This is a genomic window from Nonomuraea deserti, assembly GCF_004348685.1.
GTDB classification, from domain to species: domain Bacteria; phylum Actinomycetota; class Actinomycetes; order Streptosporangiales; family Streptosporangiaceae; genus Nonomuraea; species Nonomuraea deserti.
In genome coordinates this window covers 1-26,827 of the sequence record NZ_SMKO01000140.1, presented here as the reverse complement: position 1 = coordinate 26,827, position 26,827 = coordinate 1, and the positions used below count along the sequence as shown (strand labels likewise).

The window sequence follows — 26,827 nt, the reverse complement described above, 5'->3', positions numbered from 1 at the left end:
GGGTCAGCCACTTGACCACCACCTTCTCGGCCACGACCACGGAATAGTTGGTCTGGTCCACGTGGGGACCGAAATCACGTTCACCTGGGGCCCCAGTGTGGAGATCTCCAGGGGCGTACGAGAAGGTGGGCAACGGGCGGAACCGGTGCACCGCGAAGGGCGGCGGCGGCTCGTCCTCCAGCAGCCCCACGAGCGCGGTGGTGAGCCCGCGATCTCGGCCGGTGAAGGGCTTCTCACCGAGAGAGATCAACCGGCACCCTATTGAATCCCAATTCAACACGATCGCCAAACTTCCAGGTAGCAATGTCATAAAAAGTCTTGCCCATGTTGATATCTGCTGCAACACTCCTGATCTGGTCTGCTGTGTCCGGTAAGGTCGCGCGACCCCTCTTACACCGCAAATTCAAGAAGGAGTAGCGGCCGTGTCCCGTATCCGGTTCACCCGTCGTCTCCCGGCCGCCGTCGCGGTGGCCGGCCTCGCGCTTGCCGTCGCGGCGTGCGGCGGTGAGTCGTCGACAAGCCCAGAAGGCACGAACGCGGCGGCGGCCGACGACCTCAAGCCGAACGCGGACCTGACCAAGCAGTCGATCCAGGTGACGGTCTGGGACGGCTACCTGCCCGAGGAGTTCACCAAGGGAGCCAAGGAGAAGCTCAAGGTCAAGGACATCAAGATCGCCCTGCACGCCACCAACGAGGATGCGATGGCCAAGCTCACCGCCTCCGGTGACAGCGGGATCGACGTGGCGTTCGTGTCCGGCCAGTACGCCCAGGCGCTCAACGAGCAGGGCCTGCTGGAGCCGATCCACCCCGAGCTGATCCCCAACCTGGCCAACCTCTACCCCGAGGCCACCCAGCTCTCTCACGACAAGGGCAACAAGATCTCCGTGCCCTACACCTGGGGCACGACCGGTATCTGCTACCGGACCGACCTGGTGAAGAAGAAGCCGACCAGTTGGAACGATCTCCTCAAGCCGCCGGCCTGGGCCGACAAGAAGGTCACCATGATGACCACCGAGCGTTGGCTGGCCCTGCCGGCGCTCAAGGCCCTGGGCTACTCCGTCAACACGGACAAGGACGAGGAGATCGCCAAGGCGAAGGAGCTCCTCCTGGCCCAGAAGCCGCACCTGCTCGGCTACGACGACACGACGTTCGGCGACAAGCTGAAGTCGGGCGAGGCCATCATGGTCGAGGCGTGGGACGGCTGGTGCCCGACGACCGACCCGAAGGGCAACATCGCGTTCGAGGTGCCGAAGGAGGGCAGCGACCTCTGGGTGGACACCATGGTGATCATGAAGTCCTCCAAGAACAAGGAGGCCGCCCACGCGCTCATCAACTACATCCTCGCCCCAGAGAACCACAGCTGGGCGGCCGAGAACATCAACTACAAGGTGCCCAACAAGGCGGCCATGGAGCGCGTGAAGGTCGCGAAGGGCTCGCTGCTCGGCATCAAGCCGGACGAGCTGCTCGACGGTGAGTCGATCGTCGACTTGGGCCAGGCGTCCACGAAGTACACCCGTCTGTCGACGGAAGTCACGGCGCAGTCGTAGCAGCGGTGACATCTGAGCTCAAGGCCCGGCCGGCGTCCCCTTCGCGCGGACGCCGGCTGGGCGCGTTCGTGTTCCTGTCGCCGGGGCTGACCTACCTGGTCGTGCTGCTGCTGGTGCCGCTGGCACTGGTGCTGAGCAACACCGTCTTCCAGCGCGGGCGCTTCGGCGGCGTGGTGTACGAGTTCACCACCGAGAACTTCGCCCGCCTGATGGACCCGCTCTACCTGGGCGTGGTCGGCGGCTCGCTGCGCATCGCGGCCCTGACGACGGCCATCGCGCTGCTGATCGGCTATCCGACGGCCTACGCGATCGCGCGGCTCTCGCCCAGGTGGAAGACGATCGCCCTGGTCGCGATCGTGTTGCCGTTCTGGACCAACTTCATCATCCGCGTCTACGCGTGGATCATTCTGCTCAGCGGTCCTGGGCTGGTCAACAGCGGGATGGCGGCGATCGGGCTCGGGCCGTACGAGCTGCTCTACAACCAGGGTGCGATCGTCACCGGGCTGCTCTACTCGTACCTGCCGCTGATGGTGCTGCCGCTGTACGCCGCGATCGAGCGGCTGGACCCGCAGCTCAGAGAGGCGTCGGCCAACCTGGGGGCCTCGCCGTTCACCACGTTCCGCAAGGTCACGCTGCCGCTCACGGTCCCGGGCGTGCTGAGCGGCTGCCTGTTCGTGTTCGTGCCGAGCTTCGGCAACTTCGTCATCCCCGAGATCCTGGGCGGCAACAAGTCGATCATGGTCGGCAATCTGATCCGCGACCAGTTCCTGAAGGCGCGCGACTGGCCGTTCGGCTCGACGCTGGCGCTGGCGCTCATCGCGGTGCTGCTGGTGCTGCTGATGGCGCAGGCATGGATGGCGCGCCGTGCGTAGGTCCAAGCTGCTGTTCGTGCCGCTCTGGGTGACGTACGTCTTCCTCTACCTGCCGATCGTCGTGCTCGTCGTCATGTCGTTCAACGCCGGCGAGTCGGCGTACACCTATGAGGGCTTCAGCCTCAAGTGGTACGGCGAGCTGGCCGCGGACGAGCGGATCAGGAACGGCCTGATCAACACGCTGGTCGTGGCCGTGGGGTCGACCGCGATCGCGACCGTGCTGGGCACGCTGCTGGCCGTCGGCCTGGCCCGCCACTCCAGGTCCAAGGCCCTCGACGCGCTGGCGCTGATGCCCGCGGTGCTGCCCGACCTGGTGCTGGCGATCGGGCTGCTGCTCTTCTACGGCGTGATCGCGCTGACGCTCGGCCACTATTCGGTGATCCTCTCGCACGCCCTGTTCTCCATGGCGTTCGTGGCCGCGGTGGTGCGCACCCGGCTCTCCGGGGCCGACACCTCGCTGGAGGAGGCCTCGCGCGACCTCGGCGCGGGACACGTGGTCACGTTCATGAAAATCACGTTGCCGCAGCTGGCGCCGGGCATCGTGGCGGGGGCGCTGCTGGCGTTCACGTTGTCGCTCGACGAGTTCGTGATCGCCTTCTTCACGATCGGGAACGCCGAGCCGACGCTGCCGATCGTCATCTACTCGATGATCCGTTTCGGGGTGACCCCCAAGATCAACGCGCTGGCCGCGATCCTGCTCCTCGTGAGCTTCGTCGCGGTGATCGCGGGCCAGCGTCTGACGAGAATCGGAGAAGCACAGCGTGCTGAAGGTTGACGGAATCACCCGCAGGTTCGGCGACGTCACCGCGCTCGACGACGTCTCGCTGGAGATCGGCCAGGGCGAGTTCTTCGCCCTGCTCGGGCCGTCGGGGTGCGGCAAGACCACGCTGCTGCGCATCATCGCCGGGTTCGAGACGCCCGACAAGGGCACGGTCACCCTCGACGGGGAAGACCTGCTGGCCCTGCCGCCGAACCGGAGACCGATCAGCCTGATGTTCCAGTCGTACGCGCTGTTCCCGCACATGACCGTGGCCAGGAACGTCGCCTACGGCCTGGAGCGGGAACGCCTGCCCCGCCAGGAGGTCAAGCAGCGCGTCGGCGAGGTGCTGGAGACGGTCGGGCTGACCGCGCACGCCTCGCGCAAGCCCGCCCAGCTCTCCGGCGGCCAGCGGCAGCGGGTGGCGCTCGCCCGTTCCATCGTCAAGCGGCCGCGCCTGCTGCTGCTCGACGAGCCGCTGTCGGCCCTGGACAAGAAGGTCCGCGCCGACATGCAGCTGGAGCTCAAGCGGCTGCAGCACGACGTCGGCATCACGTTCGTGGTCGTCACGCACGACCAGGAGGAGGCCATGTCGCTGGCCGACCGCATCGCGGTCTTCGACAGCGGCGCCGTGTGCCAGGTGGCCGAGCCCGTCCCGTTGTACGAGCGGCCGAAATCGCCGTTCGTGGCCGGCTTCGTCGGCGCCAACAACCTGTTCGAGGGCGTCGCCGGCGACCCCGACGGGCTCGAGAGCGAGGAGTTCGGCGTGCTGGCGGGCACGCCCATGACCGAGCTCACGGCGGGCGGCAAGGCGCTGCTCGCGGTACGCCCCGAGAGGGTCAGGCTGGTCGACGAGAGCGAGACCGGGGGCCTGCGGGGCAGCGTCCTCGACGTCAGCTTCTACGGCGGCGTGTCGCACCTCTCCGTGGACGTGCCGGGCCGGGTCGAGCCGGTGCTCGTCGCCGTCCAGGGCGCCAGCGCGGTGGAGGCCGGAGCCAAGGTCAAGGTGCGCTGGAACGCCGAGGACGCCGTCATCATGGCGGTCGATCAGTGAGACAGGTCGTTGCCCGTGGCCGCCCGGGCGTAGGACAGGATCAGTTCGGCCGCCTCGGCCGGGTCGATCACCGGATGCCTGGCCGTGATGCGGTAGCCGTACGCGTCCTCCAGCGCCACCAGATTGCGCGCGATCGTCAGCGAGTCGGCGCTCAGCCGGAACACCCCCAGCGCCGCCCCCGTGTCGAGGATCGCCTGGTACATCGAGACCTGGCGGTCGTAGAGCGAGGTGAGCAACACGCCGTAGACCCTGTTGCGGCCCGCGGCCCCACCCAGTTCGTTGAGCAGGCGGACGTCGGGGTCGAGCGGCCCGGTCGGCAGCCCCGACCTGATGGTCACGACCAGCTTCTCCACCGGATCGGTGAAGTCGGCGAGCCGGCGCAGCCGCTGCTCGTAGAAGCGCTCCATGCCGGCGTGCTGCGCCTCGACCAGCAGTTCGCTGAGGTCGGGGTAGTGGTAGAGCACGGCTCCGGAGGTCAGGCCGGCCTCCTCGGCCACGTGGGAGAGTTGTACTCCGTCGATGCCATGGCGGATGATGGCCCTGCGCGCGGCCTCGATCAAGTCGATGCGCCGGTCACTCCGGCTTTTACGCTGAGCCACCCCCACCACCTTCACCCGTTTGGCTGCTGTTCAGTTAGCCGTGACCATAGTGCCCGTAAGTTGACCTTCACGCTAGATGCGTTTTTGAATTCCCCTTCAAATGGATCAGCTCTTCCGGAGTCTCGATGTCTCTCACCGTCCTGTTCATGCCTGAAAGCGCCTACGGTCCCACCAACAACTGCATCGGCATCGGCGACATCCTGCGTCGCCGGGGTCACCGCGTCGTCTTCGCCGCCGAGGCGTCGTGGAAGGGCAAGCTCGAAGCGCTCGGCTTCGAGGAGGACCTGGTCGACCTCGCGCCACCCCCTGATGCCGCCGAGGAGCAGGATCCCGGGCAGTTCTGGAAGGACTTCATCCGCGAGACCGCGCCCGAATACCGCAAGAGCACCCGCGAGCAGCTCGAGACCGTCGTCAAGCCCATCTGGGCCGAGCTGATCGACGGCGCGAAATACTGCGAGCCGCAGCTCAAGGCCATCATCGAGCGGGTGGGGCCGGACATCATCGTCGAGGACAACGTGCTCACGTTCCCGGCGCTGGTCACGGCGGGCAGGAAGTTCGTGCGCATCGTCTCCTGCAACCCGCTGGAGGTCCGCGGCGAGAACGTCGCGCCGGTCTTCTCCGGCCTGCCCGCCGATGACCGCTCGGAGTGGGACGCCTTCCGCGCGGAGTACGACCGCACCCACCGCGAGCTCTGGACCGCCTGGAACGAGTGGTGCGTCGAGCAGGGCACCGAGCCGCTGCCCGAGCTCGACTTCATGCACAAGGGCGACCTGAACCTCTACGTCTACCCGGAGATCGCCGACTACGCCGACGCCCGGCCGCTGGACGGCACCTGGCACCGGGTCGATTCCTCGGTGCGCGAGACGGAGGAGAAGTTCGACCTGCCCTTCCAACGTGGCGAGGGCTCGCTGATCTACTTCTCGCTCGGCTCGCTCGGCTCGTCCGACGTGGAGCTGATGCGGCGGGTGATCGGCGTGCTGGCCGACACTCCGCATCAGTACATCGTCTCCAAGGGCCCGCTGCACGAGGAGATCGAACTTCCCGACAACATGTGGGGCGCGGAGTTCCTTCCGCAGACTAGGATCATCCCACTGTGTGACCTCGTCATCACCCACGGCGGCAACAACACGACCACCGAGGCGCTGCACTTCGGCAAGCCGATGATCGTGCTGCCGCTCTTCTGGGACCAGTACGACAACGCCCAAAGAATGGATGAGTTGGGCTATGGTGTCAGGCTTTCGACCTACACCTTCACCGACGACGAGCTGAAGGGGGCGGTCGCGCGGCTGCTCGGCGACACCGAGCTGCGCGCGAGGCTGGCCGCCGCGGGCGAGGAGATCCGGCGTCGCGACGGGCTGCGCAAGGCCGCCGACCTGATCGAACAGCTCGGCAAATAGCACGACCCCTGAGAGATGAAGTCTTCCGATGCGTGAACTGATCAACCCCGCCACCGGCCTCCCGTGTGCCGAAATTCCGGACACGCCCGTGGAGGGCGTGGCGACGGCCGTACGGTCGGCGCGCGCGGCGTTCGAGAAGTGGTCGCAGACCACTCCGGCCGAGCGCCAGCGCCTGCTGCTGCGGCTGGCCGACCTGGTGGAGGCCGACGCCGAAGAGCTGACCAGGCTCGAAGTGGAGGAGACGGGCAAGCCCGCCGCGGTGTTCAGGGACGGCGAGCTGCCGTTCGCCGTCGACAACCTGCGCTTCTTCGCCGGCGCCGCCCGCTCGCTCGAAGGGTCGGGCGCCGGCGTGTTCAGCCCCGGCTACACCTCGGTCATGCTGCGCCGGCCCGTCGGGGTGGTGGGGTCGATCGCGCCCTGGAACTTCCCGTTCGTCATGGCCGTGTGGAAGGTCGGCCCGGCGGTGGCCGCGGGCAACGCGGTGGTGATCAAGCCCGCCCCTCAGACGCCGCGTACGACGCTGCGGCTGGCGGAGTTGTTCGCCGAGGCGGGCGCGCCAGAAGGGCTCGTCCAGGTGGTCACAGGGGCCGCGCAGGCCGGTCAGGCACTGGTCACCGACCCCGGGGTCGACATGGTCAGCGTCACGGGCTCGACCGAGACCGGCCGCGCCGTGATGGCCGGGGCGGCGGGCACGCTCAAGCGGGTCCATCTGGAGCTCGGCGGCAAGGCCCCGGCGCTGGTCTTCGAGGACGCCGATCTGGCCGAGATGGCTCACGGCGTGGCCATGGGGGCGACCTACAACAGCGGGCAGGACTGCACGGCGGCCACCCGCGTCTACGTCGCCCGCGAGGTGTACGCGGACGCGGTCGAGGCCATTCGGTCAACTCTTGCCAACATCACCGTCGGCGACCCGTGGGAGCCGGCGACCGACATCGGTCCCCTGATCTCGGCGGCCCACCGGGACCGGGTGCACGGGTTCGTCTCGAAGTCCGGCGGGCGGGTTCTCCACGGGGGCTCGCCGATCGACCGGCCGGGGTTTTACTATTCGCCTACGCTTGTCAGCGAGGTCGCCCAGGACAGCGAGATCGTCCAGGGTGAGCTTTTCGGTCCTGTTCTGGTCGCTCTGCCGTTCGACGGCGAGGACGAGGCCGTCAGGCTGGCCAACGACACCCGATACGGCCTGGCCTCGTCGGTGTGGTCGCGCGACGTGTCGCGGGCGATGCGCGTGTCGCATCGGCTCGACGTGGGCGTGACCTGGATCAACGACCATCTGCCCATCGCCAGTGAGGCGCCGCACGGCGGGGTGAAGGGCAGCGGGTTCGGCAAGGACATGAGCCAGGAGGCGGTGCAGGACTACTCGGTGACGCGGCACCTGATGGTGAAGCACGCGGCACCGGCCGAGCGGGATTCGTTCCGGCCCGCCTGAAACGTGTACGGCGATAGACGCCCCGAAGTGCTGCTTTGGGCGTGTTTGATGGGATATGTTCGGTTGGCCGATCTGGTACGGGTTGTGTTCCAATTACCCAGCCGGACAGAATCCCATGCGCCACACGCGTGTCTGATTTTTTTCGAGCACGTACCGGCGAGAGGTTGCGAGAGTCAGTGAGGACGGATAACCCCAGACATACGAGGTCAGGGGAGTACACAGGCGGACGGTTCCGGCTGGGGAACTGGCGTGTGCGCTCAAGGCTGGTCGCGCTGATCCTCATCCCCACGGTCGTGGGTGTGCTGCTCGCCGGCGTCCAGCTGGCCGACGCCATCGGCACCAGCGCCGAATACCGCCGGCTCACCCAGGTCGCCGAGCTGGTGCAGCGCATCGGCGCGCTCAACCACGAGCTCGGCAAGGAACGCACGCTCACCGCGTGGTACGTCGCCGACCGCAGGAAGGCCCAGCGCTTCGTCCAGGTCAAGACCCAGCGGCAGACGACCGACAAGGCCAAGCAGGACGTCGTCGCCGCGGCCTCGGCCATCGACGCCACCCACTCGACCCGCGTCCGCGAGGGCGTCGCCAACATGAACCGCTGGCTCAACGGCCTCGACAGCCTGCGCGCCTCCATGGTCGGCAACGTGCCCCCGCGCGCCGTCATCGGCACCTACACCACGATGATCGACGTCTTCTCGTCGGTCCAGTCCGGCATGGGCGACGGCGTCACCGACGACTCCCTCCTGGGCGACGTCGCCGCGCTCGGCGCGCTCCAGCGGGCCAAGGAGGAGGTCTCGCGGCAGCAGATCATCCTCCTCGTGGCGCTCGTCCAGACCAGGCTCGACAGCGACGACTGGGCGGAGTTCCTCGGCTCCTGGAACAAGCAGCAGGCCGAGCAGCTCACCTTCGAGCAGGAGGCCGACCCGGCGGACCTGGAGGCGTTCCACCAGGGCGTCAAGGGCCTGGAGGTCGACCTCGCCGACGCCATGCGGCAGCGGGCGCTCGCCCAGGTGCGCGCCCTCAACCGGATCAGGGACCTCGACGTCACCACGCGGGCCGACCGTACGCGCTGGTTCGAGAGCACCACTGTGACCGGTAACGCCATGCGCAAGGTCGAGGACGGCCTGGCCACCAAGATCGTGGCCGGCACCCGCGACCTCAGCGACACCGAGCAGCGCAACGCGATCATCTCCGGTGCGATGATCCTCGTGCTGCTGCTCCTCGTCCTGATCATCACCACCCGCGTGGCCGGCTCGCTGGTCCGCCCGCTGCGCCGGCTGCGCGCCGAGGCGCTCCAGGTGGCCACGACCCGGCTGCCCGAGACCGTCCGCCTGCTGCGCGAGTCCGGTGAGGGCGCCCACGTGCCCGAGATGCCGTCGGTCGGCGTCAACACCCGCGACGAGATCGGTGAAGTGGCGCGGGCGTTCGACGAGGTCCACCGCGAGGCCATCCGGCTGGCCGGCGACGAGGCCAAGCTGCGTGCGAACGTCAACTCCATGTTCGTCAACCTCTCCCGGCGCAGCCAGACGCTCGTCGAGCGGCAGCTGCAGCTCATCGAGGGCCTGGAGCAGGGCGAGGAGGACGAGCAGCGGCTCGCCAACCTGTTCCGCCTCGACCACCTGGCCACCCGCATGCGCCGCAACAGCGAGAACCTCCTGGTCCTCGCCGGCCAGGAGGCCGCGCGCAAGTGGAGCGAGCCGGTGCCGCTGGTCGACATCGCCCGCGCCTCGCTCTCCGAGGTCGAGAACTACGAACGCGTCCAGATCCAGATCGCGTCCGGCACCCTCATCGTCGGCCCGGCCGTCACCGACGCCGTCCACCTGCTCGCCGAGCTGATCGAGAACGCCATCTCGTTCTCCCCCCGCGAGAGCAAGGTCCAGGTGACCAGCTCGCCGGTCGAGGGCGGCGTGCTCGTGTCGATCAACGACCTGGGCATCGGCATGAACCAGGACGAGCTGGCCGAGGCCAACTGGCGGCTGGCGAACCCGCCGGTCGTGGACGTGTCCGTGTCGCGGCGCATGGGTCTGTTCGTGGTCGGCCGCCTGGCCCTGCGTCACGGCATCCGGGTGCAGCTCAGCATGCGGGAGACGGGCGGGCTGAGCGCGCTCGTCATGATGCCCGACATGCTCATCAGCGACGGCACGGGCGGGCCGCAGCAGGGCGGCCAGTACGAAGCGTTCACGACGTTCGACCCGAGCATGTTCGGGCAGCCGTCCACGAACGGATCGGGCTCGCGCTCCGGGGCGCCCTCGAGCGAGAGCTCCGAGCAGGTCGTGGACACGCAGTGGCCGGGGTCGCTGCCCGCGCCGGGCACCGGCAACTGGCCGTCGTTCGGCGAGCAGCAGCCCGCAGGCTTCGGCGAGCAGTCCGAGCAGCAACCTGCCGCGTTCGGCGAGCAGCCACCGGCGTACGGGGAGCAGCCGCCGGCCTTCGGCGAGCAGTCGTCGCCGCTCGCGGGGCAGCCGCAGGGAGCGCAGGAGGAGCCGGCCTGGCCGTCCTTCGCCCAGGAGCCGCCGCCCACGTCGTCGCCGTTCGGCGAGCAGCGGTGGCCCTCGTTCTCGGACGAGCCCCCGCCCTCCTCCGAGTCGCAGCCGTTCGCGGAGAACCGGTGGCCGTCGTTCGCCGAGCAGCCGCCGCCGATGCAGGACGACGAGCCCCGCTGGCCGTCGTTCGCGACGGAGCCGCCGCCGCAGCAGCCGTCGCAGGAGGAGCCGCGGTGGTCGTCGTTCGCCGACCCGTTGCCGCGCAGGTCGTTGTTCGAGGCGGAGGACCGGCCGCGGCCGCAGTTCGACCCGTCGTACCGCTCGCCGTTCTCGGAGGAGCCCAAGCCCGCCGACCCGTTCGAGCAGAACGGGAACCCCGACTACAACCCGTTCGGGCCCGGCGACTACTCCTCGCAGGACATGACCGGGCCGCTGCCCGCGGTGCGCAACTCTCCCATGGAGGAGCAGAGCGAGGAGTTCCTGCCGATCTTCTCGTCGGTCGGCTCCGACTGGTTCCGCAGGCCGGAGCCGGAGCAGCTGCGACCTCGTCACGAGGCACAGTTCGGGCCCGAGCCGGAGCACGAGACCACCGCCGTGCACCCGGCGGTGCCCGCGGATCCGCCGCCGTCCGCTCCCGCCCCGGGGACACCGGGCAAGCTGCCGCAGCGCAAGCCGGGGCAATCGGGCGCCGGCGCGTCGTGGTCCTCGCCCGCGGACACCGGCTTCCAGGCCGCGCAGGCCGCCGCGCAGCCTGCGCAGGCCGGCACGACGCCTTCGGGGCTGCCCCGTCGCGTCCCCAAGGCCAACCTGGTGCCCGGCACGGCCAGCCTTGCCGAGCCCCAGGCCACATCACCGGCGCCGCAGATCTCACCTGAGCGGTTGCGCAGCAGGCTCTCCAGCTTCCAGCAGGGTGTCCGGCAAGGCCGAGCGTTCACCCGCGGAGAAGAAAATGAGGAGGACAAATGAGAGAAATGAGCCAGGGAGCGCGCGGCATCAGCTGGCTGATCACGGATTTCGTGAACAACGTGCCCGGCGTCGCTCACACGGTCGTGGTGTCGTCCGACGGGCTGCCGCTGGCCTTTTCCGAGGGCTTTCCCAAGGACCGGGCCGACCAGCTCGCCGCGGTCGCCTCAGGTGTGATCAGTTTGACCCAGGGAGCGGCTCGGGTCTTCGAGGGCGGTATGGTGACCCAGACCGTCATCGAGATGCAGCGAGGGCTCCTGATGATCATGTCCATCAGCGATGGGTCCTGCCTGGCTGTCCTGGCCGCACCAGACTGTGACATGGGTCTGGTGGCATACCAGATGACTCTGCTGGTCGAGCGGGCGGGCCAGGTGCTGACTCCGGCCGTGCGCGCGGAGCTGCAAGCGGCCCGTCCCCGCTAGGGGGCGGTGACAGGAGATCATGGTGTCAGGTCAGGGTTGGGCTGGTGATAGTACGCCGCCGCATCCGGCGGTTCCCCGTCCGCAGAAACCGAGTTCCCTGGTACGGCCCTATGCCGTGACCGGGGGGCGCACCGCGCCGCGGATGAAGTTCGCCATGGAGGCCCTGGTGTCCTCCGTGACATCGGAATACCAAGACATTTCCCTACTTAGTCCGGAGTATCAGGCGATCATTCAGCTGACCCGGAACGTCAGGTCGGTTGCCGAGATCTCCGCCCTTTTACGCCAGCCTCTCGGTGTGGTCCGGGTGCTGATCGCCGACATGGCGTCGGAGGGCCTGATCCGCGTGCACCAGCCTGCGCTGGACGCGGGAAAGCCGGACCTCAACTTGCTCGAAAGGGTGCTCAGTGGACTTCGCAGGCTCTAGCCCCGGCCTAACCTCGACGAAGATCGTCGTGGCCGGGGGCTTCGGCGTGGGGAAGACGACGTTCGTGGGTGCGGTGTCGGAGATCCTGCCGCTCACCACCGAAGCGGTCATGACGGACGCCTCGGCGCACGTCGACGACGTCTCGCTCACGCCGAACAAGACGACGACGACCGTGGCGATGGACTTCGGCCGGGTCTCGCTCGACCGTGACCTGATCCTCTATCTGTTCGGCACGCCCGGGCAGCACCGGTTCTGGTTCATGTGGGACGACCTGGTGCGTGGCGCGATCGGCGCGGTGGTGCTGGTCGACACGCGCCGTCTGGCCGACAGCTTCCCCGCCATCGACTACTTCGAAGAGGCCAAGCTGCCGTTCGTGATCGGCATCAACGGCTGGGACGGCCAGTTCGCGCACGCGGAGGAGGAGATCCGCGAGGCGCTGTCGATCGGCGGCCACATCCCGATCGTGCGGCTGGACGCCCGGCAGCGCGAATCCGTCAAGGGCACCTTGATCACGCTGGTCGAGCACGCCCTGACCCGCCGCATGCACAGCCCGGTCTAGCCGGCTCAGCGGCCCGCCACCCTTGCCTGACCGGGGTGGCGGGCCGTTCGCTGCACCGGCTCCGGACGGGTCAGAGCCCCGCCCGCTCCAGGATCAGCTCGCCGTCCACGAACACGCGGTAGTGCCCCAGTCTCATCGAGGCGAGCCTGAAGTCGCGTTTCACCGCGACGCCGTCGACCGCGATCGACACGTTCCCCCAGAACTGGTTGAACGAGAAGCCGACGCGGTGCTGCTCCGCCCGGCCCCACCATGAAGGCATGCGCGAAAGGCCGGCGGGCGCTCGCCGGAGCGGGGCATCAAGGATCCGCGCCGTCGCGCAGGCCGACCTGGGAGCCCACGTCGTCGATCTCCATCGCCGAGAGCACGACCTGGAGCAGGCCGGGGAAGCGGGCCTGTAAGTCGTCTCCACGCAGGGTCACGTAGCAACGGGTGCCCTCCTGGCGGGTGCGGGTCAGCCCGGCGTCGCGCAGCACACGCAGGTGATGGCTGAGCGTCGATTTGGCCACCGGCGCGCGAAGTTGGCCCCAGCCGCGCTCGCGGCCGTCGGCGAGCACGCGCACCAGCCCGACCCGGATCGGGTCGCTCAGCGCGGCCATCACCTCGGTCAGTGCGATCTCGCCCAACTCGGGATGATGTGCCTTCTGCATACGTCCATGCTAGCTTGTTCGACGTTTCACGAACATCGAACATAGGGGGGATGACGTGACCGATCAACCAGGCGGCCGGATGGAGGGCAAAGCGGTGATCGTGACAGGGGCGGGCACGGGCATCGGCCGCGCTGCCGCGGTCGCCTTCGCCCGCGCCGGGGCGCACGTGCTGGGGGTGGGCCGCCGCGCCGACGTGTTGCGGGAGACGGCGGACCAGCACCCCGGCATCGCCGTCCGCACCGCCGACATCCGCGGCGAGCACGCGCCGGAGACGGTCGTCGGCGCCGCGATCGAGCGGTGGGGGCGCCTCGACGTGCTCGTCAACAGCGCCGGCGCCACCGCCATGATGGCGCTGGCCGACACCGACGCCGAGCGCGTCGGAGACCTGTTCGCGCTCAACGTCACCGCGCCCAGCCTGCTCGCCCGCGCCGCGCTGCCGCACCTGAAGGCCGCCCGCGGCGCGATCGTCAACGTCTCCAGCACGTACGGGCACCGCCCGCTGCCCGGCGCCGCCCACTACGCCGCCTCGAAGGCCGCCCTGGAGCAGTTGACCCGCAGCTGGGCCGTGGAGCTCGCGCCCGACGGCATCCGCGTCAACGCCCTGGCCCCCGGACCGACCGAGAGCGAGGCGCTGGCCGCTTCCGGGCTGCCCCAGGACACGGTCGAGCAGATCAAGCGAGACGAGGCCGCCCGCATCCCGCTCGGCCGCCGTGGCGAGCCCGACGAGGTGGCCGCCTGGATCGTGCACCTCGCCGACCCCGCCGCCACCTGGATCACCGGCCAGGTCCTCACCGTCGACGGCGGCCTGGAGCTGGTGTGATCCGGGGGTTCGTACGGTCATGGAGCTGGTGTGATCCGCGGGTTCGTACCGTCGGCGGTGGGAGCTGGTGTGATTTCGGGTGCGTACCCATCGGCGGGTGGGCGACCCGGTCGCCCGGGTGACGGTCTCGGTGGCTCATATGCGGGAGAGCAGCTCCGCCTTCTTGACCCGGAACTCCTCCTCCGTCAGCAGCCCGGCGTCGCGCAGCTCGCCGAGCTTGGCGATCAACCCGGCGACGTCGCTCACGGCCGAGGGGAGCGCCTTCGGCTCGGGGGCGGGGATGGCGGCGAGGACGGCGGCGGCGAAGGGCAGGGACTTGTGGGTGGCGCCCCAGCCCAGCCCGAAGACGACGGCGGCGGGATCCTTGTCGGGCTCGGGAGGCGGCCGCCGCCCGCGCACCCTGAGCCGCAGGCACCCGCTCGCCCCGTCCGGCGCGTGCCAGTCGACACCCTCCAGGTCGGCGGGGGTGTAGCGCTGGTCGCCCGCCGCGTACTTGGCCGACGTCGCTCCCGACCAGAACCAGGTGAGGGTGATGGTGTCGCCGTCGAAGGCCGCCGCGCCGTCCCAGCCCTTGAAGGTGCGCGGCGGCTCAGGAGCGGCGACCAGGAAACGCGCGGCGGGACCGCGGTCGGTGAGTGCCGAGCGCAGCTCATCCGCATAATAGTCGGCGAGCGACTCCTTGTCGGCCGGCAGCACCAGCCGATAGGGGTCGGCAGCCTCCTTGAGCTGCCCGGCCGCGGCGGCCATCAGGGGGTCGGCGCCACGCCTGGGCTCGGCCCGCAGCACCACGGTGCCCCGCTTGCCTGGAGTGAGGGTGACCTCGGCGATCGCCTCGTGGGGCACCACCCGCTCGCCGAGTTCGGAGAGAAGTTTGGGCGCTTTTCCGCTTTCGGGCTTGATACGCAGAAATTCGGATTCGAACTCCCACGAGCAGCCCCGGCCTGCCAGCACATCCGCCACGAAATCCAGAATAAGCTTTCATTCGCTGACGGGCCGGAGTACAACCACGTAACCGGTCGAAGGAGCGCCGTGACGGCGGCCCGCCCCGTGCCGGTCAGGCGGCGTCTCCCTGGAGGCGCTCATCCACGTGCGGCGGTTGGCGTGACGTTGGCGCAGCCGTAAAGGATGAGGATTTTCATCGCGGAAAGTGTCATACGGTCGCGTGGCCGCGGACCAGGCGGCCGACCTCGGCCCGCAGGTGCACGAAGTCGGGGTGCTCGCGAGTGGAGATCTGGTCGCGCGGCGCGGGCAACTCCACCTTGAGGTCGCCCACCACGTGCGCCGGGGCCTTGGAGAGCACCACCACGCGGTCGCCGACGTAGACGCTCTCGTCGATGTCGTGCGTGATGAGCACGATCGTCATCTGGTGGTGGCCGCGCACCTTGAGCACCAGATCTTCCAGGTCCTCGCGGGTCTGGGCGTCGACCGAGCCGAACGGCTCGTCCATGAGCATCAGCGTCGGCCGGTACGCCAGCGCACGCGCGATCGCCACCCGCTGCTGCATGCCGCCGGAGAGCTGGAACGGATATTTGCGCCCCGCGTCCTGCAGCCCGACCGATTCCAAGGCCTCGTGGGCGGCCTCGCGGCGCTGGCGTTTGTCCATGTTCTTGCGGCGCAGCGGCAGCGCCACGTTGTCGGCCACCGACATCCACGGGAACAACGAGCGGCTGTAGTCCTGGAAGACGACGGCCAGGTTGTCGGGGGTCTGGCGGACCACGGTGCCCTCGACCCTGATCTCGCCACCCGTCGGGGTGATCAGGCCGGCGATCGAGCGCAGCAGCGTCGACTTCCCGCACCCCGACGGGCCGACGATGCACAGCAGCTCACCCGCCGCGACGCTCAGGTTGAGCCCGTCGATGGCGTGGTGCGCGTTCGGGCTGCCGCCGCCGTAAACGTGGGAGAGGTTGTCTATCTCGAGCAATGGATGTCCTTGGGGGCGAGGCCGCGGATTGCACGGCGGCTCTTGCGGAGCCGGGGACAGCAACTTTATCGGAGGGTAAATTGCCGGACATGTCGGTTAGGTAACCTATTGAGAACGTGATCTCAGTCTTTCACGGGCGCCACCGCCATGAGAGGCGGTCACGGAACCGCCAGTTGCTGGGCGGCGTGGTGCCACCCGAGCACCCGGCGCTCCGCGACGAGGAAGAGCTCGTTGAGCAGGTAGCCCAGCACCCCCAGCAGCACGATCCCGGCCCAGATCCCGGGCAGGTCGAACGTGGAGTAGGCGTCGGTGATCTGGAAGCCGATGCCGTTCGTGGTGCCGGGCAGCAGCTCGGAGAAGACCATGACGATCAGCGAGAGCGACAGGGCCAGCCGCAGCCCGGCGAACATCTTGGGCAGCGTGGACGGCACCACCACCCGCAACAGCAGCTCGGCCCGCGACAGCCGGAACGCCTGGCTCGTCTGCAGGTGCAGTGGCTCGACCGAGCGGGCGCCGTCGGCGGTGTTGAGCAGCACCGGCCACACGATGCTGAACATGATGAACGCCAGCTGCATCCGCAGCCCGAACCCGAACAGCACGAGGAAGACGGTGACCAGCGCCGGCGGCGGGATCGCGCGCAGGAACTGCAGCACCCCGTCGAGATAGTCGTACGCCCTGGCGGACAGCCCCACCGCCAGCCCGAGCACGACCCCGGCCAGCGCGCCCCCCGCGAACCCCGCGGCCATCCTGCCCAGGCTCGGCAGGATGTTCTCCACGGCCGTGTCGGTCAGGAACAACGCATCCGGCGGGCCCGAGAACCACATGGCGTGCATCCGGGTCACGATCGTGCTCGGCGGCGGGAAGAACGTGCTGCCCGCCACCCGCGTGGCCGCCTCCCAGACCACGACGAGCACGAGCAGCACCACCCAGCGGAACGCCGCCGTGCGCAACCCTCCGCGCCTCATGGCCGCTCTCCCAACTGCGCGTGATGCCAGCGGAACGCCCGCCGCTCGGCGGCCACCAGCAGCGCGTTGACCACGACTCCGAACAGGCCGACCCAGAACACCCCGGCCAGGATGTCGGCCATCCGCGCGGGCACGGCGATCCCGGCGAAGAAGATGAACACGCCGATGCCCTCGCCCCGCCCGGCCACGATCTCGGTGCTGACGGTCAGGATGAGCGCCACGCCGGCGGCCAGCCTGATCCCGGTGGTGATGAAGGGCGCCGACGACGGCAGCGACACGCGCAGCAGCACCGCCAGGGGGCCGAAGCCGTACGACCTGAGCGACTCCTTGGCCAGCGGGTCGACGCCGCGCAGGCCGTACATCGTGTTGTAGAGGATGGGCCACAACGAGGCGTAGACCACCAGCGTGACGCGGAGCTGGAGCCCGGTGCCGATGACGAGGGCCACCAGCGGGATGAGCGCCACCGACGGGATCGGCCGCAGGAACTCCACGACCGACCGCATCGCGGCGTCGATGATCGGGACGCTGCCCAGCAGCAGGCCGAGCGGCACCGCGATCGCCGCCGCGATGCCCAGCCCCATCGCCCAGGCGAGCAGGCTGGTCAGGGCGTGCCCGAGGAAGGCGGGATCGGCCAGCAGCGTGACCGCCCGCCCGACGATCTCCGTGGCCGGCGGCAGGAACTCCGCGTCGATCAGGCCCGTCCGGCCGGCCAGCTCGATCAGGGCGGCGAAGGCGAGCGCCCCGGCCGCCCGGCGTGACCAGCGGGTGGTCGTGGACGCCGGGCGGGCACGGGACAGGGTCTGGGCGCTCACCCGGACGTGGTGGGCGACATGAGGGTCTTCACGTCGATCGCCTTGGACAGCCACTTGGCCTCCAGCATCCAGTCGGCCACCCGCTGGAGGCGGACCGGATTGTCGTTGCTGGAGAAGTACGGGAAGGTGACGGTGGCCGCCGTGGCGGCGTTGATCTGCGTGAAGGTCGGCAGCACCTTGGCCACGACCTCACGGTTGTTCTCCATCAGCTTGCCCGCGTTGTGGATGGCCCGCTGGAACGCCGCGGCGACCTTGGGGTTCTTGTCGTACCACTCCTGCGTGCTGACGTAGCCGGAGATCGGGAACTCCGCGGCGGGGCCGGACGCGGGGTCGAGGATCTTGCGGGCGCCCATGGACGCCGTGGCGGCGGTGACCATCGGCTCTCCGAGGTAGGCGGCGTCGATCTGGCCGCCCTTCCAGGAGGGCATGATGTTCTGGAACGTCACCTGCACGTATTTGATCGTGGCCGGATCGACGTTGTTGGCCTTGAGGACCTGCGTGAGCGCCAGCTCCTGGAAGTTGTGCAGGACGTTCACATTGATCGTCTTGCCTTCGAGGTCCTTCGGCGCCTTGATGGGCGAGTCGGGCAGCGCCATGATGCTCAGCGAGTCGGGCGAGGCGCGCGAACCCTCGGCCAGGATCCGCAGCTTGAGCGAGCCCTTGTCGTGGGCGGCGAACATCGAGACGTAGTTGCCGAACATGGCGTCGATCTCGCCGTTCAGCATCATGGGGATGGCCTCGGGGGAGGCCTGGACGATCTGCGGGGTGACTTCCAGGCCCTCCTTCTCGAAGAGCCCCTGGTCGATGGCCACGTAGAGGGCCGCGCTGTCGATGGCGGGCAGGGTGGCGACCTTGATCTCCGTCTTCTCCAGGCCGCCGTTGGCGGGTGCGGACGATGGCGCGCTGGCGGTCGTGGAGCCGCCGGTGCTGCACGCGACTACACCGAGTATCAGAGCGATCCCGATGATGGCGGTCCTGGCGGGACGGCCAAGCCTCATGTCAGGGACTCCCTTCAGATGGAGCCAGGGGGGAACCGGGGGGCTTGTGCTCCCGGGGGGCTGCGTGCCTGACGCACAACAGAGATCGACCGTAGCACCAAATTCGTGGTCATTATCGCGAGAACAACACTTGTGGTTGCAATGTCTGTTTCCGGCTCTATCGTGAAATTCTGGCGACCGATACGCGTACGAATGTTTGTCCGTTTTGGGACTGGAGGTGATCGCGGGACATCAGCAACTGATGGTGCATACTATTCGATCTTTTCTGCGAGTCAAGAGGTGGCCCGCGGGCGGCTCTCTATTGCCCGTTTCGCCTGATGGGAGGCCCTTTACCGATTCCGTCTTATTTTTCGGACACTGGGGCATAAACACCCCAACTGGGCAGTAGTGGTGGTTGGCCCTTGGCGACCCCTGTGCTCAAATGGCGCTTATCTGGACGTACATATTGCCCCACCTGCAATAACCTGCACGGCCCCCGAGAATTCCCCCTCCAGGCGAGAGGTTGCGAAGGCAAGTGAGAACGCAGAGCGCCGAAGCTTCCGCCGACCGCGAGCCGCACGGGCATGAGAAGCGACGGTTGTCTCAGCCGACCTCGAAAAGGTTCGGATTGGGCAACTGGCACGTACGGTCGCGGCTCGTCGCGCTGATCGTCGTTCCCACGGCCGTGGCCGTGGGGCTTGGCGGACTGAACGTGATCACCTCGCTCAGTGACGCCAACACCTATCAGACCCTCAGGGAGGTCGCCGAGTTCAGCCAGCAACTCGGCACCGTCACGCACGAGCTGTCCTTCGAACGCGACGAGACCGCGCTCTTCATCGCCCAGGGCCGTCCCGGCAACCGCGAAGCCCAGCTGCGCACCACCTACAGCGCGGTGAACAGCCACATCGAGGAGGCCAAGGAGCGGGCGGCGGCGATCACGGACACCCACGCCGACGCCGTACGACCGGTGCTGCGCCGGCTCGACGAGATCCGGACGGTACGCGACACGGCGATCAACGGGAAGATCCAGCCGCTGCCGATGATCCAGAAGTACTCGCAGATCATCGCGACCCTGCTGCAGTTCCACGACCAGGTCGGCCAGGTCGCGGTGGACGACGAGGTGTCACGCAGCGCCGGCTCGCGGGCCGGCATCGCCAGGGCCAAGGAGCAGGCGTCCGAGCAGCGCGGCATCCTGGCCAGCGCGCTGGACAGGAAGAGCTTCGACAGCGGCGAGCTCGACGCGCTCACCGACGCCAAGTCGCGCGAGGAGAGCGAGACGACGCTGTTCGCCACCCTGGCCAACCTCGAACAGCTCGAGCTCTACCGCAACACGGTCGTGGGCCGGGACGTCGACCAGACCGACCTGTTCAGGCTGCGGGCCATGGCGCAGTCGGCCGAGGGCAAGGAGCTGAGCATCGGTGGCCGGCCCGCCCAGGACGCGACCACGTGGGTCGAGGTCAGCACCGGCAAGATCGACGCGCTGCGCACCGTGGAGAAGGAGCTGTCCTCCTCCGTCATCCTGCGTGCCAGGGCCCTGGAGGAGAGCGCCAACCGCTCGGCGCTGATCTCCGGCGGCTTCATCCTGGTGCTGCTGCTCGTGGTGCTCGCGATCATCTCGCTCATCGCCCGCTCGCTGATCAGGCCGCTGCGCAAGCTGCGCGGCGAGGCACTCGACATCGCGGGCAACCGCCTGCCGGACACCGTACGCGAGCTGCGCGAAAGCGGGGAAGGAACGGTCCCGCCGGTCGACCCGATCGGCGTGGACACCCACGACGAGATCGGTGAGGTCGCGCGGGCGTTCGACGAGGTGCACCGTGAGGCGGTGCGGCTGGCGGGCGAGGAGGCGCGGCTGCGGAGCAACGTGAATGCGATGTTCGTGAACCTGTCGCGGCGTAGTCAGACGCTGGTGGAGCGGCAGATCACGTTGATCGACGGTCTGGAGCAGGGTGAGCAGGACGAGCAGCGGCTCGGGAACCTGTTCAAGCTGGACCATCTGGCCACGCGTATGCGGCGTAACAGTGAGAACCTGCTGGTGCTGGCGGGGCAGGACCCGCCGCGCCGCTGGAGCCAGCCGGTCAAGCTGGTCGACGTCGCCCGCGCCTCCCTGTCGGAGGTGGAGAACTACGAGCGGGTCGTGTTGCAGGTGCCCGACGGGGTGTCGGTGGCCGGTCAGGCGGTCAACGACGTCATCCACCTGATCGCGGAGCTGGTGGAGAACGCCCTGTCGTTCTCTCCTCGTGAGACCAGGGTGACGGTGTCGGGCAGCAGGATCGACGGCGGCGGCGTGATGTTGTCGATCACCGACTCCGGCATCGGGATGACGCAGGAGGAGCTGATCCAGGCGAACGAGCGCCTGACGGACGCGCCGACCGTGGACGTGTCGGTGTCGCGGCGCATGGGCCTGTTCGTGGTCGCCCGCCTGGCGCACCGCCACGGCATCCGGGTGCAGCTTCGCCCGCACAGCTCCGGCGGGCTGACGGCGATGGTGCTGATCCCGGAGAACATGCTGGGCTCGCAGGCGTCACCCCTCACCGGCACGCCGTCCTTCTCCGGCAACCAGCCCCCCGCGTTCTCCGGCAACCAGCCTCCCACGTTCTCCGGCAACCAGCCTCCCGCGCTCGCGGGCGCGGCGAGCGGCGGGCCCAGGGACGAGCCGTACTCCGGCCCGCATCCCGCGCCGCCGGCCGTGGACTGGCCGCAGCCCCCGTACCAGCTGGGCCCAGGCCACCCCTCCTTCCCGTCGAACCCGGACCAGGGCGGCAACTGGCCGCCGTCGGCTCCCTGGCAGCCCGAGCCCGGCGGTTGGCCGCAGGAGCCGCTCGGCTACGACGGGGCCGACGTGTGGAACTCGGGCGGCCCGCACCGGGGCCCGGCACTGAACGGCGACCGCGGCCTGCCCAGGCGGCCCGGGCCCGAGCCCCCGCCGGGCGGGTGGAGCAACGACACGATGCCGCCGCAGCGGCCGGGGTTCGACCACCGGGATCCGGATCCGGGCACGGCGGGGTCCATCCCGGCGGCCCCGCCCGCCTCAGGCGGGGACGACTACCTGCCCATCTTCGCCGCCGTCGAGTCCGCCTGGTTCGGCCGCGACGGGAGCGGCGCGAGCTGGGGCCCGTCCAAGGCGGACGAAGGCTGGAGTGCGGCGGAAGCGGTGGTGGAGCCAGTGCGTAACGGATCGACGGCCGCCGGGCTGCCCAAGCGGGTGCCCAAGGCCAACCTGGTGCCCGGATCGGCGGACACCTCGTCGTCGCCGAAGGGGGTCACGCCGATGCCGTCGGTGTCGCCGGACCGGATCCGCAACCGGCTCTCCAGCTTCCAGCAGGGGTTCCGGGCGGCACGTGATGACATCAGCGAGGGCAGGGCGTTCCCCTCTGGCCCGGCGGACGACAACAGGGAGGAGGACGCATGAGAGACCTGAGTCACGCGGCACGCGGAGTCGACTGGCTGATCACCGATTTCGTCAGCACCGTTCCCGGGGTCGCGCACGCGGTGGTCGTCTCGTCCGACGGGTTGCCGCTTGCGGCGTCGTCGGGTTTTCCGGCTGATCGGGCGGATCAGCTGGCGGCGATCGCGTCGGGTCTGGTGAGTTTGACGCAGGGTGCGGCGCGGGTGTTCGAGGGGGGTGCGGTCAATCAGACGATCGTGGAGATGCAGCGCGGGTTGATGCTGATCATGTCGGTCAGTGATGGTTCGTGTCTGGCGGTGCTGGCGGCTCCGGATTGTGACATGGGGTTGGTGGCGTACCAGATGACGCTGATGGTGGATCGCGCCGGTCAGGTGCTGACTCCGGCTGTGCGTGCGGAGCTGCGCGCCAGCCAGACAAGGTGACGTAGGTGACAGACCCCCGATGGAACAGCGGCGACTGGGTGCCTCCGCCTCAGCCCCAGTCCCAGTCGCCGCTGAGTCCCGACCCGGCATCGCCCGTCCGCCCGTACGCGGTGACAGGCGGACGGACGGCGCCGCGGGTCAAGCTGGCGATGGAGGCCCTCGTGTCCTCGGCGACCGCCGAGCAGCGGGAGTTCTCGCACATCACGCCGGAGTACCAGGCGATCAGCCAACTGTGCCGGCAGGTCCGGTCGGTGGCGGAGGTGTCGGCCCTGCTGCGGATCCCCCTGGGCGTGGTACGGGTCCTGATCGCTGACATGGCCGCCGAAGGTCTGGTCCGCGTGCACCAGCCACAGCTGGATGAGGGTAGGCCGGACGTCAATCTGCTCGAAAGGGTGCTCAGTGGACTTCGCAGGCTCTAGCCCCGGCCTCACCTCGACGAAGATCGTGGTGGCTGGAGGTTTCGGGGTGGGCAAGACGACGTTCGTCGGCGCGGTGTCGGAGATCATGCCGTTGACCACGGAGGCCGTCATGACGGACGCCTCCAAGGGCATCGACGATCTGGGCATGACGCCGTTGAAGTCGACGACGACCGTGGCGATGGACTTCGGCCGGGTCTCGCTCGACCGTGACCTGATCCTCTACCTGTTCGGCACGCCCGGGCAGCACCGGTTCTGGTTCATGTGGGACGACCTGGTGCGTGGCGCGATCGGCGCGGTGGTGCTGGTCGACACGCGCCGTCTGGCCGACAGCTTCCCCGCCATCGACTACTTCGAGGAGGCGCAACTGCCGTTCGTGGTGGGCGTCAACGGATGGGACGGACAATATCCGCACAGCGACGCCGAGGTTCGCGACGCCCTGACCCTGGCCCCGCACATCCCGATGGTGCGCCTGGACGCCAGGTCGAAGGACTCCGTGAAGGCCGCGCTGATCAACCTGGTCGAACACGCCCTTTCGGTCAGGATGGCCGTGCCGGGCTGGGGCGGCTGAGCCCTTTCCGCGAGCGGGCGGGCTCGCGTCACTGCCCGGGGATGGGCACGACCATCGAGGCCACGTCGACCTTCGACTTCAGGTAGCCGAACTCGTACATCAGGTCCGCCACCCGCTGGATGCGCGTGGCGTTCAGCGACGTGGGGAACGTCCCCATCGCCATGGTCATCACCGCCTCCTTCGGGGTCTGGGTGTAGAGCGGGACGACCTCGGCCAGCACCGCGCGGTCGGTCGCGGCCAGGCGCTGCGCCCTGGACACGGCGCGCTGGAAGGCCGCGGCGGTTCCCGGATGCCGGGCCGCCCACTCCTCCGTCGCGGCCCAGCCGTCGATCGGCAGCGCGTCGGTGGGGCCCGTGTTGGTGTCGAGCAGCAGCCGCGCGCCCGCCTGCTGGGCGGCCGAGAGGAACGGCTCCACCATCCACGCGGCGTCCACCCGCGACTCCTTGAGCGCGGCCAGCTGGGCCTCGAAGTTCACCACGACGAACTTCACCTGGTCGGGCGCCACCTCATACGCCTTCAGATGGGCGCTCATCGACATCGTGCCCAGGTTGTCGAGCGAGTTGACGGCGATCGTCCTGCCTTTGAGGTCCTTCGGGCCCTGGAGCGGGGAGTCGTTCATGACCACGACACCGGCGATGCCCGGCGCGGCCGCCAGGCTGTCGTGCAGGATCTTGATCTTCGCCGCGCCGCTGTCCTGGATGTTGATCAGGGACACGTAGCTGCCCTTGAAGATGTCCATGGTGCCGTTGAGGATCTTCGGCATGACGGTCTGCGGCGCCTGGATGACCTCCGTCCTGACGGTCAGGCCCTCCTCCTTGAAGAACCCACGGCGGTCGGCGATGAAGACCGGAGCCGACGAGGGCGTCGGGCTGACGCCGATGGTCAGCGCGGTCTTCTCCAGGCCTCCCCGCTGACCGCCCGAGGGCGCTCCGGGGTCGGTGCCGCCGCATGCGGTGAGGACGATCGTGGCGGCGAGCGCCACGCAGGCGCGGAGGGCGGGCCCGGATCGCATGGTCCTCCTTGGCCGGGGCATCGAGGCCGTCGTGGACGCCGGGAAACGGAACCGGAGGTGGCGTCACGGAGACAGGCGGTGATCGTACAGCAGGCGTGACGCGAATGCCATGAATTGCCCTGAGCCACGTCTCAGCGAAACATCGCTGATTGTCGGTTACTGTCCGACTTTCGTGACGTCTCTGCTTCGCTGGGGTCGATTAGCTGTACGTCATCCTTTCCAGGTAGTCAGGTGATTTGTAAGGTTGGCGCTACCTGCCTGGCGTGTGTTGAAATTGCTCTTCGTCTCGGGGTGCGCATCAGGTGCCGATGCCGGCGTATATGTAGGCCAGAGAGTGGAGCCAGTGAGCAACCGATCGCCTGCGGACGTCCACCGTCCCCATCCACCTTCACCGTCGAAGCCGTATGGCCGCAACGGCGGAAAAGGACGGCGCAAATTCCGGTTCCGGGATTGGCGGGTACGCTCGCGGCTCATCGCTTTGATCGTCATCCCGACCGGGGTGAGCATCGTGGTCGGCGCGCAGCAGGTCATCACGTCGTGGACGCTGGCCGGCCAGTACCAGCGCGTCATGGACAAATCCGAGCTCAGCGCCTCCGTCACCGAGCTGACCCACCAGCTGGCCCTGGAACGCGACCTCGCCGTGCACTACGTCGCCGCCGGCCGCATTCCCGAACGCGAGGAGCCGCTGCGCGCGCAGTTCGGCCCCGTGGACGCCGCCGCCGAGGCGTTCCGCCGGAAGGCCGCGACCATCACCCCCGCGTACGGCGAGAGCGCGTCGACCCTCACCCGCCAGATGCTCAGCCGCCTGCCGGAGATCGCCGCCACCCGCAGAACCGTGCTCGGCTCCGCGCTGCTCGCCCTGCCCACCGTCACCAAGTACTCCCAGATCATCGCCGTGCTCACGCAGTTCCACGACGAGATCGGCAAGGGAGGGGACCAGGAGGCGCTCGCCGGCGACGTGGCCGCGCTCTCCGCCCTGTCCAAGGCGTACAACGCCGCCTCCGAGCAGCGCGGCCTGCTCACCGGCGCGGCCGCCGCCGGCCGGTTCCAGAGCGGCGAGCTCGACCGGTTCACGGCCGCCCGCGCGCGGCAGGAGAGCGAGGTCACCGTATTCAGGTCGGTGGCCACGCCGGACCAGCGCCAGCTGTACGACGACACCGTCACCGGCGCCCTGGTGGACCGGGCCGAGGCGATCCGGCTGCGCGCGCTGGCCCAGGCCGCCGACGGCAACCGCATCGACATCGAGCCGGAGCGCCAGGACGACGCCGACCACTGGTTCGAGGCGAGCAGCGGCTCCGTGAACGGGATCTGGACCATGCAGCGCCGGCTCGGCGAGGAGATCAACGTCCGCAGCAGGGCACTGAAGGACGCCGCCCGCCGGGAAGCGCTCCTGGCCGCCGCCTACAGCCTCCTGCTGCTGCTCGCGGTCCTGATCATCACGGCCATCATGGCGCGGTCCCTGGTCAGCCCGCTGCGCAGGCTCCGCACCGAGGCCCTGCACATCGCCGGCGCCCGCCTGCCCGAGACGGTCCGCCTGCTGCGCGAGCGCGGTGACGAGACGGGGCTCGTGCCCGCGCCCATCGGAGTCGACTCCCGCGACGAGATCGGCGAGGTCGCCAGGGCGTTCGACGAGGTGCACCGCGAGGCCATCAGGCTGGCCGGCGAGGAGTCCCGGCTGCGCGCCAACGTCAACGCCATGTTCGTCAACCTGTCCAGGCGCAGCCAGACCCTGGTCCAGCGGCAGATCCAGATCATCGACGGGCTGGAGCGGGGCGAGCGGGACGAGCGGCGGCTGGCCGGCCTGTTCACCCTCGACCACCTGGCCACGCGCATGCGGCGCAACAACGAGAACCTGCTGGTCCTGGCCGGGCAGGACGCCCCCCGCCGGTGGAACGAGCCGGTCGGCCTGGCCGACGTGGTGCGCGCCGCGCTGTCGGAGGTGGAAGGGTACGAGCGGGTCGCGGTCAAGCTCGCCGACGGCGTCGCCGTCTCGGGACAGGCGGTCAACGACATCGTCCACCTGCTGGCGGAGCTGATCGAGAACGCGCTGGCCTTCTCGCCGTACGAGGCCCGCGTCACCGTCTCCACCGGGCCGGTGGAGAGCGGCGGGCTCATGCTCTCCATCGACGACACCGGCATCGGCATGACCCCGGACGAGCTCGAACAGGCCAACGCCCGGCTCGCCCGCGCGCCCACGGTGGACGTGTCGGTCTCCCGCCGCATGGGGCTGTTCGTGGTCGCCCGGCTGGCACAGCGCCACGGCGTACGGGTGCGGCTGCGCTCGCACGCGGCCGGCCTGACCGCGATCGTGCTCCTGCCCGGCTCCCTGCTCCACCCCCACCTGGGCCCGGCCCGGGC

Annotated in this window: 26 protein-coding genes; 16 read left to right on the top strand and 10 right to left on the bottom strand. The window is 69.1% G+C overall.

Annotation, left to right across the window (positions count from 1 at the left end; translation table 11 throughout):
- Positions 1-250, bottom strand: a 250-nt coding sequence (locus E1292_RS35565; RefSeq protein ID WP_132601576.1) for a hypothetical protein, incomplete at its 3' end; no start/stop codon positions are given.
- 172 nt (positions 251-422) lie between these two features.
- Here E1292_RS35565 and E1292_RS35560 point away from each other — a divergent pair.
- The 4 genes from E1292_RS35560 to E1292_RS35545 are packed head-to-tail and all read left to right on the top strand — an operon-like array spanning position 423 to position 4,230.
- On the top strand, positions 423-1,547 hold the full coding sequence (locus E1292_RS35560) for a polyamine ABC transporter substrate-binding protein (protein WP_132601573.1): 1,125 nt from the start codon (positions 423-425) through the stop codon (positions 1,545-1,547).
- Positions 1,548-1,552: 5 nt separating this feature from the next.
- Positions 1,553-2,419, top strand: coding sequence for an ABC transporter permease (locus E1292_RS35555; protein ID WP_246090554.1), 867 nt, complete (start codon positions 1,553-1,555; stop codon positions 2,417-2,419).
- Positions 2,412-3,194 (top strand): ABC transporter permease, encoded by a 783-nt coding sequence (locus E1292_RS35550; protein WP_132601570.1) that lies wholly within the window; start codon positions 2,412-2,414, stop codon positions 3,192-3,194. Before E1292_RS35555 ends, E1292_RS35550 begins: the two co-directional genes overlap by 8 nt.
- Complete coding sequence (locus E1292_RS35545; RefSeq protein WP_132601567.1) at positions 3,181-4,230, top strand: ABC transporter ATP-binding protein; 1,050 nt, start codon at positions 3,181-3,183, stop codon at positions 4,228-4,230. Before E1292_RS35550 ends, E1292_RS35545 begins: the two co-directional genes overlap by 14 nt.
- On the opposite strand, the gene E1292_RS35540 is transcribed toward E1292_RS35545, so the two are convergent.
- On the bottom strand, positions 4,224-4,829 hold the full coding sequence (locus E1292_RS35540; protein ID WP_165974905.1) for a TetR/AcrR family transcriptional regulator: 606 nt from the start codon (positions 4,827-4,829) through the stop codon (positions 4,224-4,226). The genes E1292_RS35545 and E1292_RS35540 overlap by 7 nt on opposite strands.
- A 146-nt stretch (positions 4,830-4,975) precedes the next feature.
- Between E1292_RS35540 and E1292_RS35535 the strand changes: the two genes are divergently transcribed.
- The 6 genes from E1292_RS35535 to E1292_RS35510 all read left to right on the top strand — a co-directional run bounded on the left by E1292_RS35535 (position 4,976) and on the right by E1292_RS35510 (position 12,500).
- On the top strand, positions 4,976-6,226 hold the full coding sequence (locus E1292_RS35535; RefSeq protein ID WP_246090553.1) for a glycosyltransferase: 1,251 nt from the start codon (positions 4,976-4,978) through the stop codon (positions 6,224-6,226).
- A 28-nt stretch (positions 6,227-6,254) separates the two neighbouring features.
- Positions 6,255-7,652: an aminobutyraldehyde dehydrogenase gene (locus tag E1292_RS35530; protein WP_132601562.1), complete on the top strand. Its 1,398-nt coding sequence runs from the start codon at positions 6,255-6,257 to the stop codon at positions 7,650-7,652.
- A gap of 251 nt (positions 7,653-7,903) precedes the next feature.
- Positions 7,904-11,098 (top strand): sensor histidine kinase, encoded by a 3,195-nt coding sequence (locus E1292_RS35525; RefSeq protein WP_165974904.1) that lies wholly within the window; start codon positions 7,904-7,906, stop codon positions 11,096-11,098.
- The gene (locus E1292_RS35520; protein ID WP_090935862.1) at positions 11,095-11,517 is read left to right on the top strand and encodes a roadblock/LC7 domain-containing protein; all 423 of its coding nucleotides are present in this window, start codon (positions 11,095-11,097) and stop codon (positions 11,515-11,517) included. The genes E1292_RS35525 and E1292_RS35520 overlap by 4 nt, the downstream gene beginning before the upstream one ends.
- Before the next feature lie 19 nt (positions 11,518-11,536).
- Positions 11,537-11,941 (top strand): DUF742 domain-containing protein, encoded by a 405-nt coding sequence (locus E1292_RS35515; protein WP_226898832.1) that lies wholly within the window; start codon positions 11,537-11,539, stop codon positions 11,939-11,941.
- The gene (locus E1292_RS35510; protein WP_132601556.1) at positions 11,922-12,500 is read left to right on the top strand and encodes a GTP-binding protein; all 579 of its coding nucleotides are present in this window, start codon (positions 11,922-11,924) and stop codon (positions 12,498-12,500) included. The genes E1292_RS35515 and E1292_RS35510 overlap by 20 nt, the downstream gene beginning before the upstream one ends.
- A gap of 70 nt (positions 12,501-12,570) precedes the next feature.
- Here E1292_RS35510 and E1292_RS35505 read toward each other — a convergent pair whose 3' ends face one another.
- Positions 12,571-12,759, bottom strand: a complete 189-nt coding sequence (locus E1292_RS35505; RefSeq protein ID WP_132601553.1) for a hypothetical protein — start codon at positions 12,757-12,759, stop codon at positions 12,571-12,573.
- A 37-nt stretch (positions 12,760-12,796) separates the two neighbouring features.
- On the bottom strand, positions 12,797-13,147 hold the full coding sequence (locus E1292_RS35500) for an ArsR/SmtB family transcription factor (RefSeq protein WP_132601550.1): 351 nt from the start codon (positions 13,145-13,147) through the stop codon (positions 12,797-12,799).
- A gap of 55 nt (positions 13,148-13,202) precedes the next feature.
- Between E1292_RS35500 and E1292_RS35495 the strand changes: the two genes are divergently transcribed.
- Positions 13,203-13,967, top strand: a complete 765-nt coding sequence (locus E1292_RS35495) for an SDR family NAD(P)-dependent oxidoreductase (RefSeq protein ID WP_246090552.1) — start codon at positions 13,203-13,205, stop codon at positions 13,965-13,967.
- A 135-nt stretch (positions 13,968-14,102) separates the two neighbouring features.
- Here the strand turns inward: E1292_RS35495 and E1292_RS35490 are convergent, their stop codons facing one another.
- The 5 genes from E1292_RS35490 to E1292_RS35470 form a co-directional block, all read right to left on the bottom strand.
- On the bottom strand, positions 14,103-14,927 hold the full coding sequence (locus tag E1292_RS35490; protein ID WP_220447216.1) for a DUF4429 domain-containing protein: 825 nt from the start codon (positions 14,925-14,927) through the stop codon (positions 14,103-14,105).
- Positions 14,928-15,117: 190 nt separating this feature from the next.
- A complete protein-coding gene (locus E1292_RS35485) occupies positions 15,118-15,888 on the bottom strand; it encodes an ABC transporter ATP-binding protein (RefSeq protein ID WP_132601544.1) in 771 nt (256 codons plus the stop codon).
- A 158-nt stretch (positions 15,889-16,046) separates the two neighbouring features.
- A complete protein-coding gene (locus E1292_RS35480) occupies positions 16,047-16,853 on the bottom strand; it encodes an ABC transporter permease (RefSeq protein WP_132601541.1) in 807 nt (268 codons plus the stop codon).
- Positions 16,850-17,665, bottom strand: a complete 816-nt coding sequence (locus E1292_RS35475; RefSeq protein WP_165974903.1) for an ABC transporter permease — start codon at positions 17,663-17,665, stop codon at positions 16,850-16,852. The genes E1292_RS35480 and E1292_RS35475 overlap by 4 nt, the downstream gene beginning before the upstream one ends.
- Positions 17,662-18,663: an ABC transporter substrate-binding protein gene (locus E1292_RS35470; protein WP_132601535.1), complete on the bottom strand. Its 1,002-nt coding sequence runs from the start codon at positions 18,661-18,663 to the stop codon at positions 17,662-17,664. Before E1292_RS35470 ends, E1292_RS35475 begins: the two co-directional genes overlap by 4 nt.
- A 577-nt stretch (positions 18,664-19,240) precedes the next feature.
- Between E1292_RS35470 and E1292_RS35465 the strand changes: the two genes are divergently transcribed.
- The 4 genes from E1292_RS35465 to E1292_RS35450 are packed head-to-tail and all read left to right on the top strand — an operon-like array spanning position 19,241 to position 23,457.
- On the top strand, positions 19,241-22,051 hold the full coding sequence (locus E1292_RS35465; protein ID WP_165974902.1) for a sensor histidine kinase: 2,811 nt from the start codon (positions 19,241-19,243) through the stop codon (positions 22,049-22,051).
- Entirely contained in the window at positions 22,048-22,470 is a 423-nt protein-coding gene (locus tag E1292_RS35460; protein WP_132339573.1) for a roadblock/LC7 domain-containing protein, read from the top strand. Before E1292_RS35465 ends, E1292_RS35460 begins: the two co-directional genes overlap by 4 nt.
- 38 nt (positions 22,471-22,508) lie before the next feature.
- Positions 22,509-22,889, top strand: a complete 381-nt coding sequence (locus E1292_RS35455) for a DUF742 domain-containing protein (RefSeq protein ID WP_132601579.1) — start codon at positions 22,509-22,511, stop codon at positions 22,887-22,889.
- Positions 22,870-23,457, top strand: a complete 588-nt coding sequence (locus E1292_RS35450) for a GTP-binding protein (protein WP_132601529.1) — start codon at positions 22,870-22,872, stop codon at positions 23,455-23,457. The genes E1292_RS35455 and E1292_RS35450 overlap by 20 nt, the downstream gene beginning before the upstream one ends.
- A 28-nt stretch (positions 23,458-23,485) precedes the next feature.
- Here the strand turns inward: E1292_RS35450 and E1292_RS35445 are convergent, their stop codons facing one another.
- A complete protein-coding gene (locus tag E1292_RS35445) occupies positions 23,486-24,469 on the bottom strand; it encodes an ABC transporter substrate-binding protein (RefSeq protein ID WP_165974901.1) in 984 nt (327 codons plus the stop codon).
- A 499-nt stretch (positions 24,470-24,968) separates the two neighbouring features.
- On the opposite strand from E1292_RS35445, the gene E1292_RS35440 reads away from it, so the two are divergent.
- Positions 24,969-26,827 (top strand): sensor histidine kinase (locus E1292_RS35440; protein ID WP_132601523.1); only part of this gene is annotated, 1,859 nt, incomplete at its 3' end.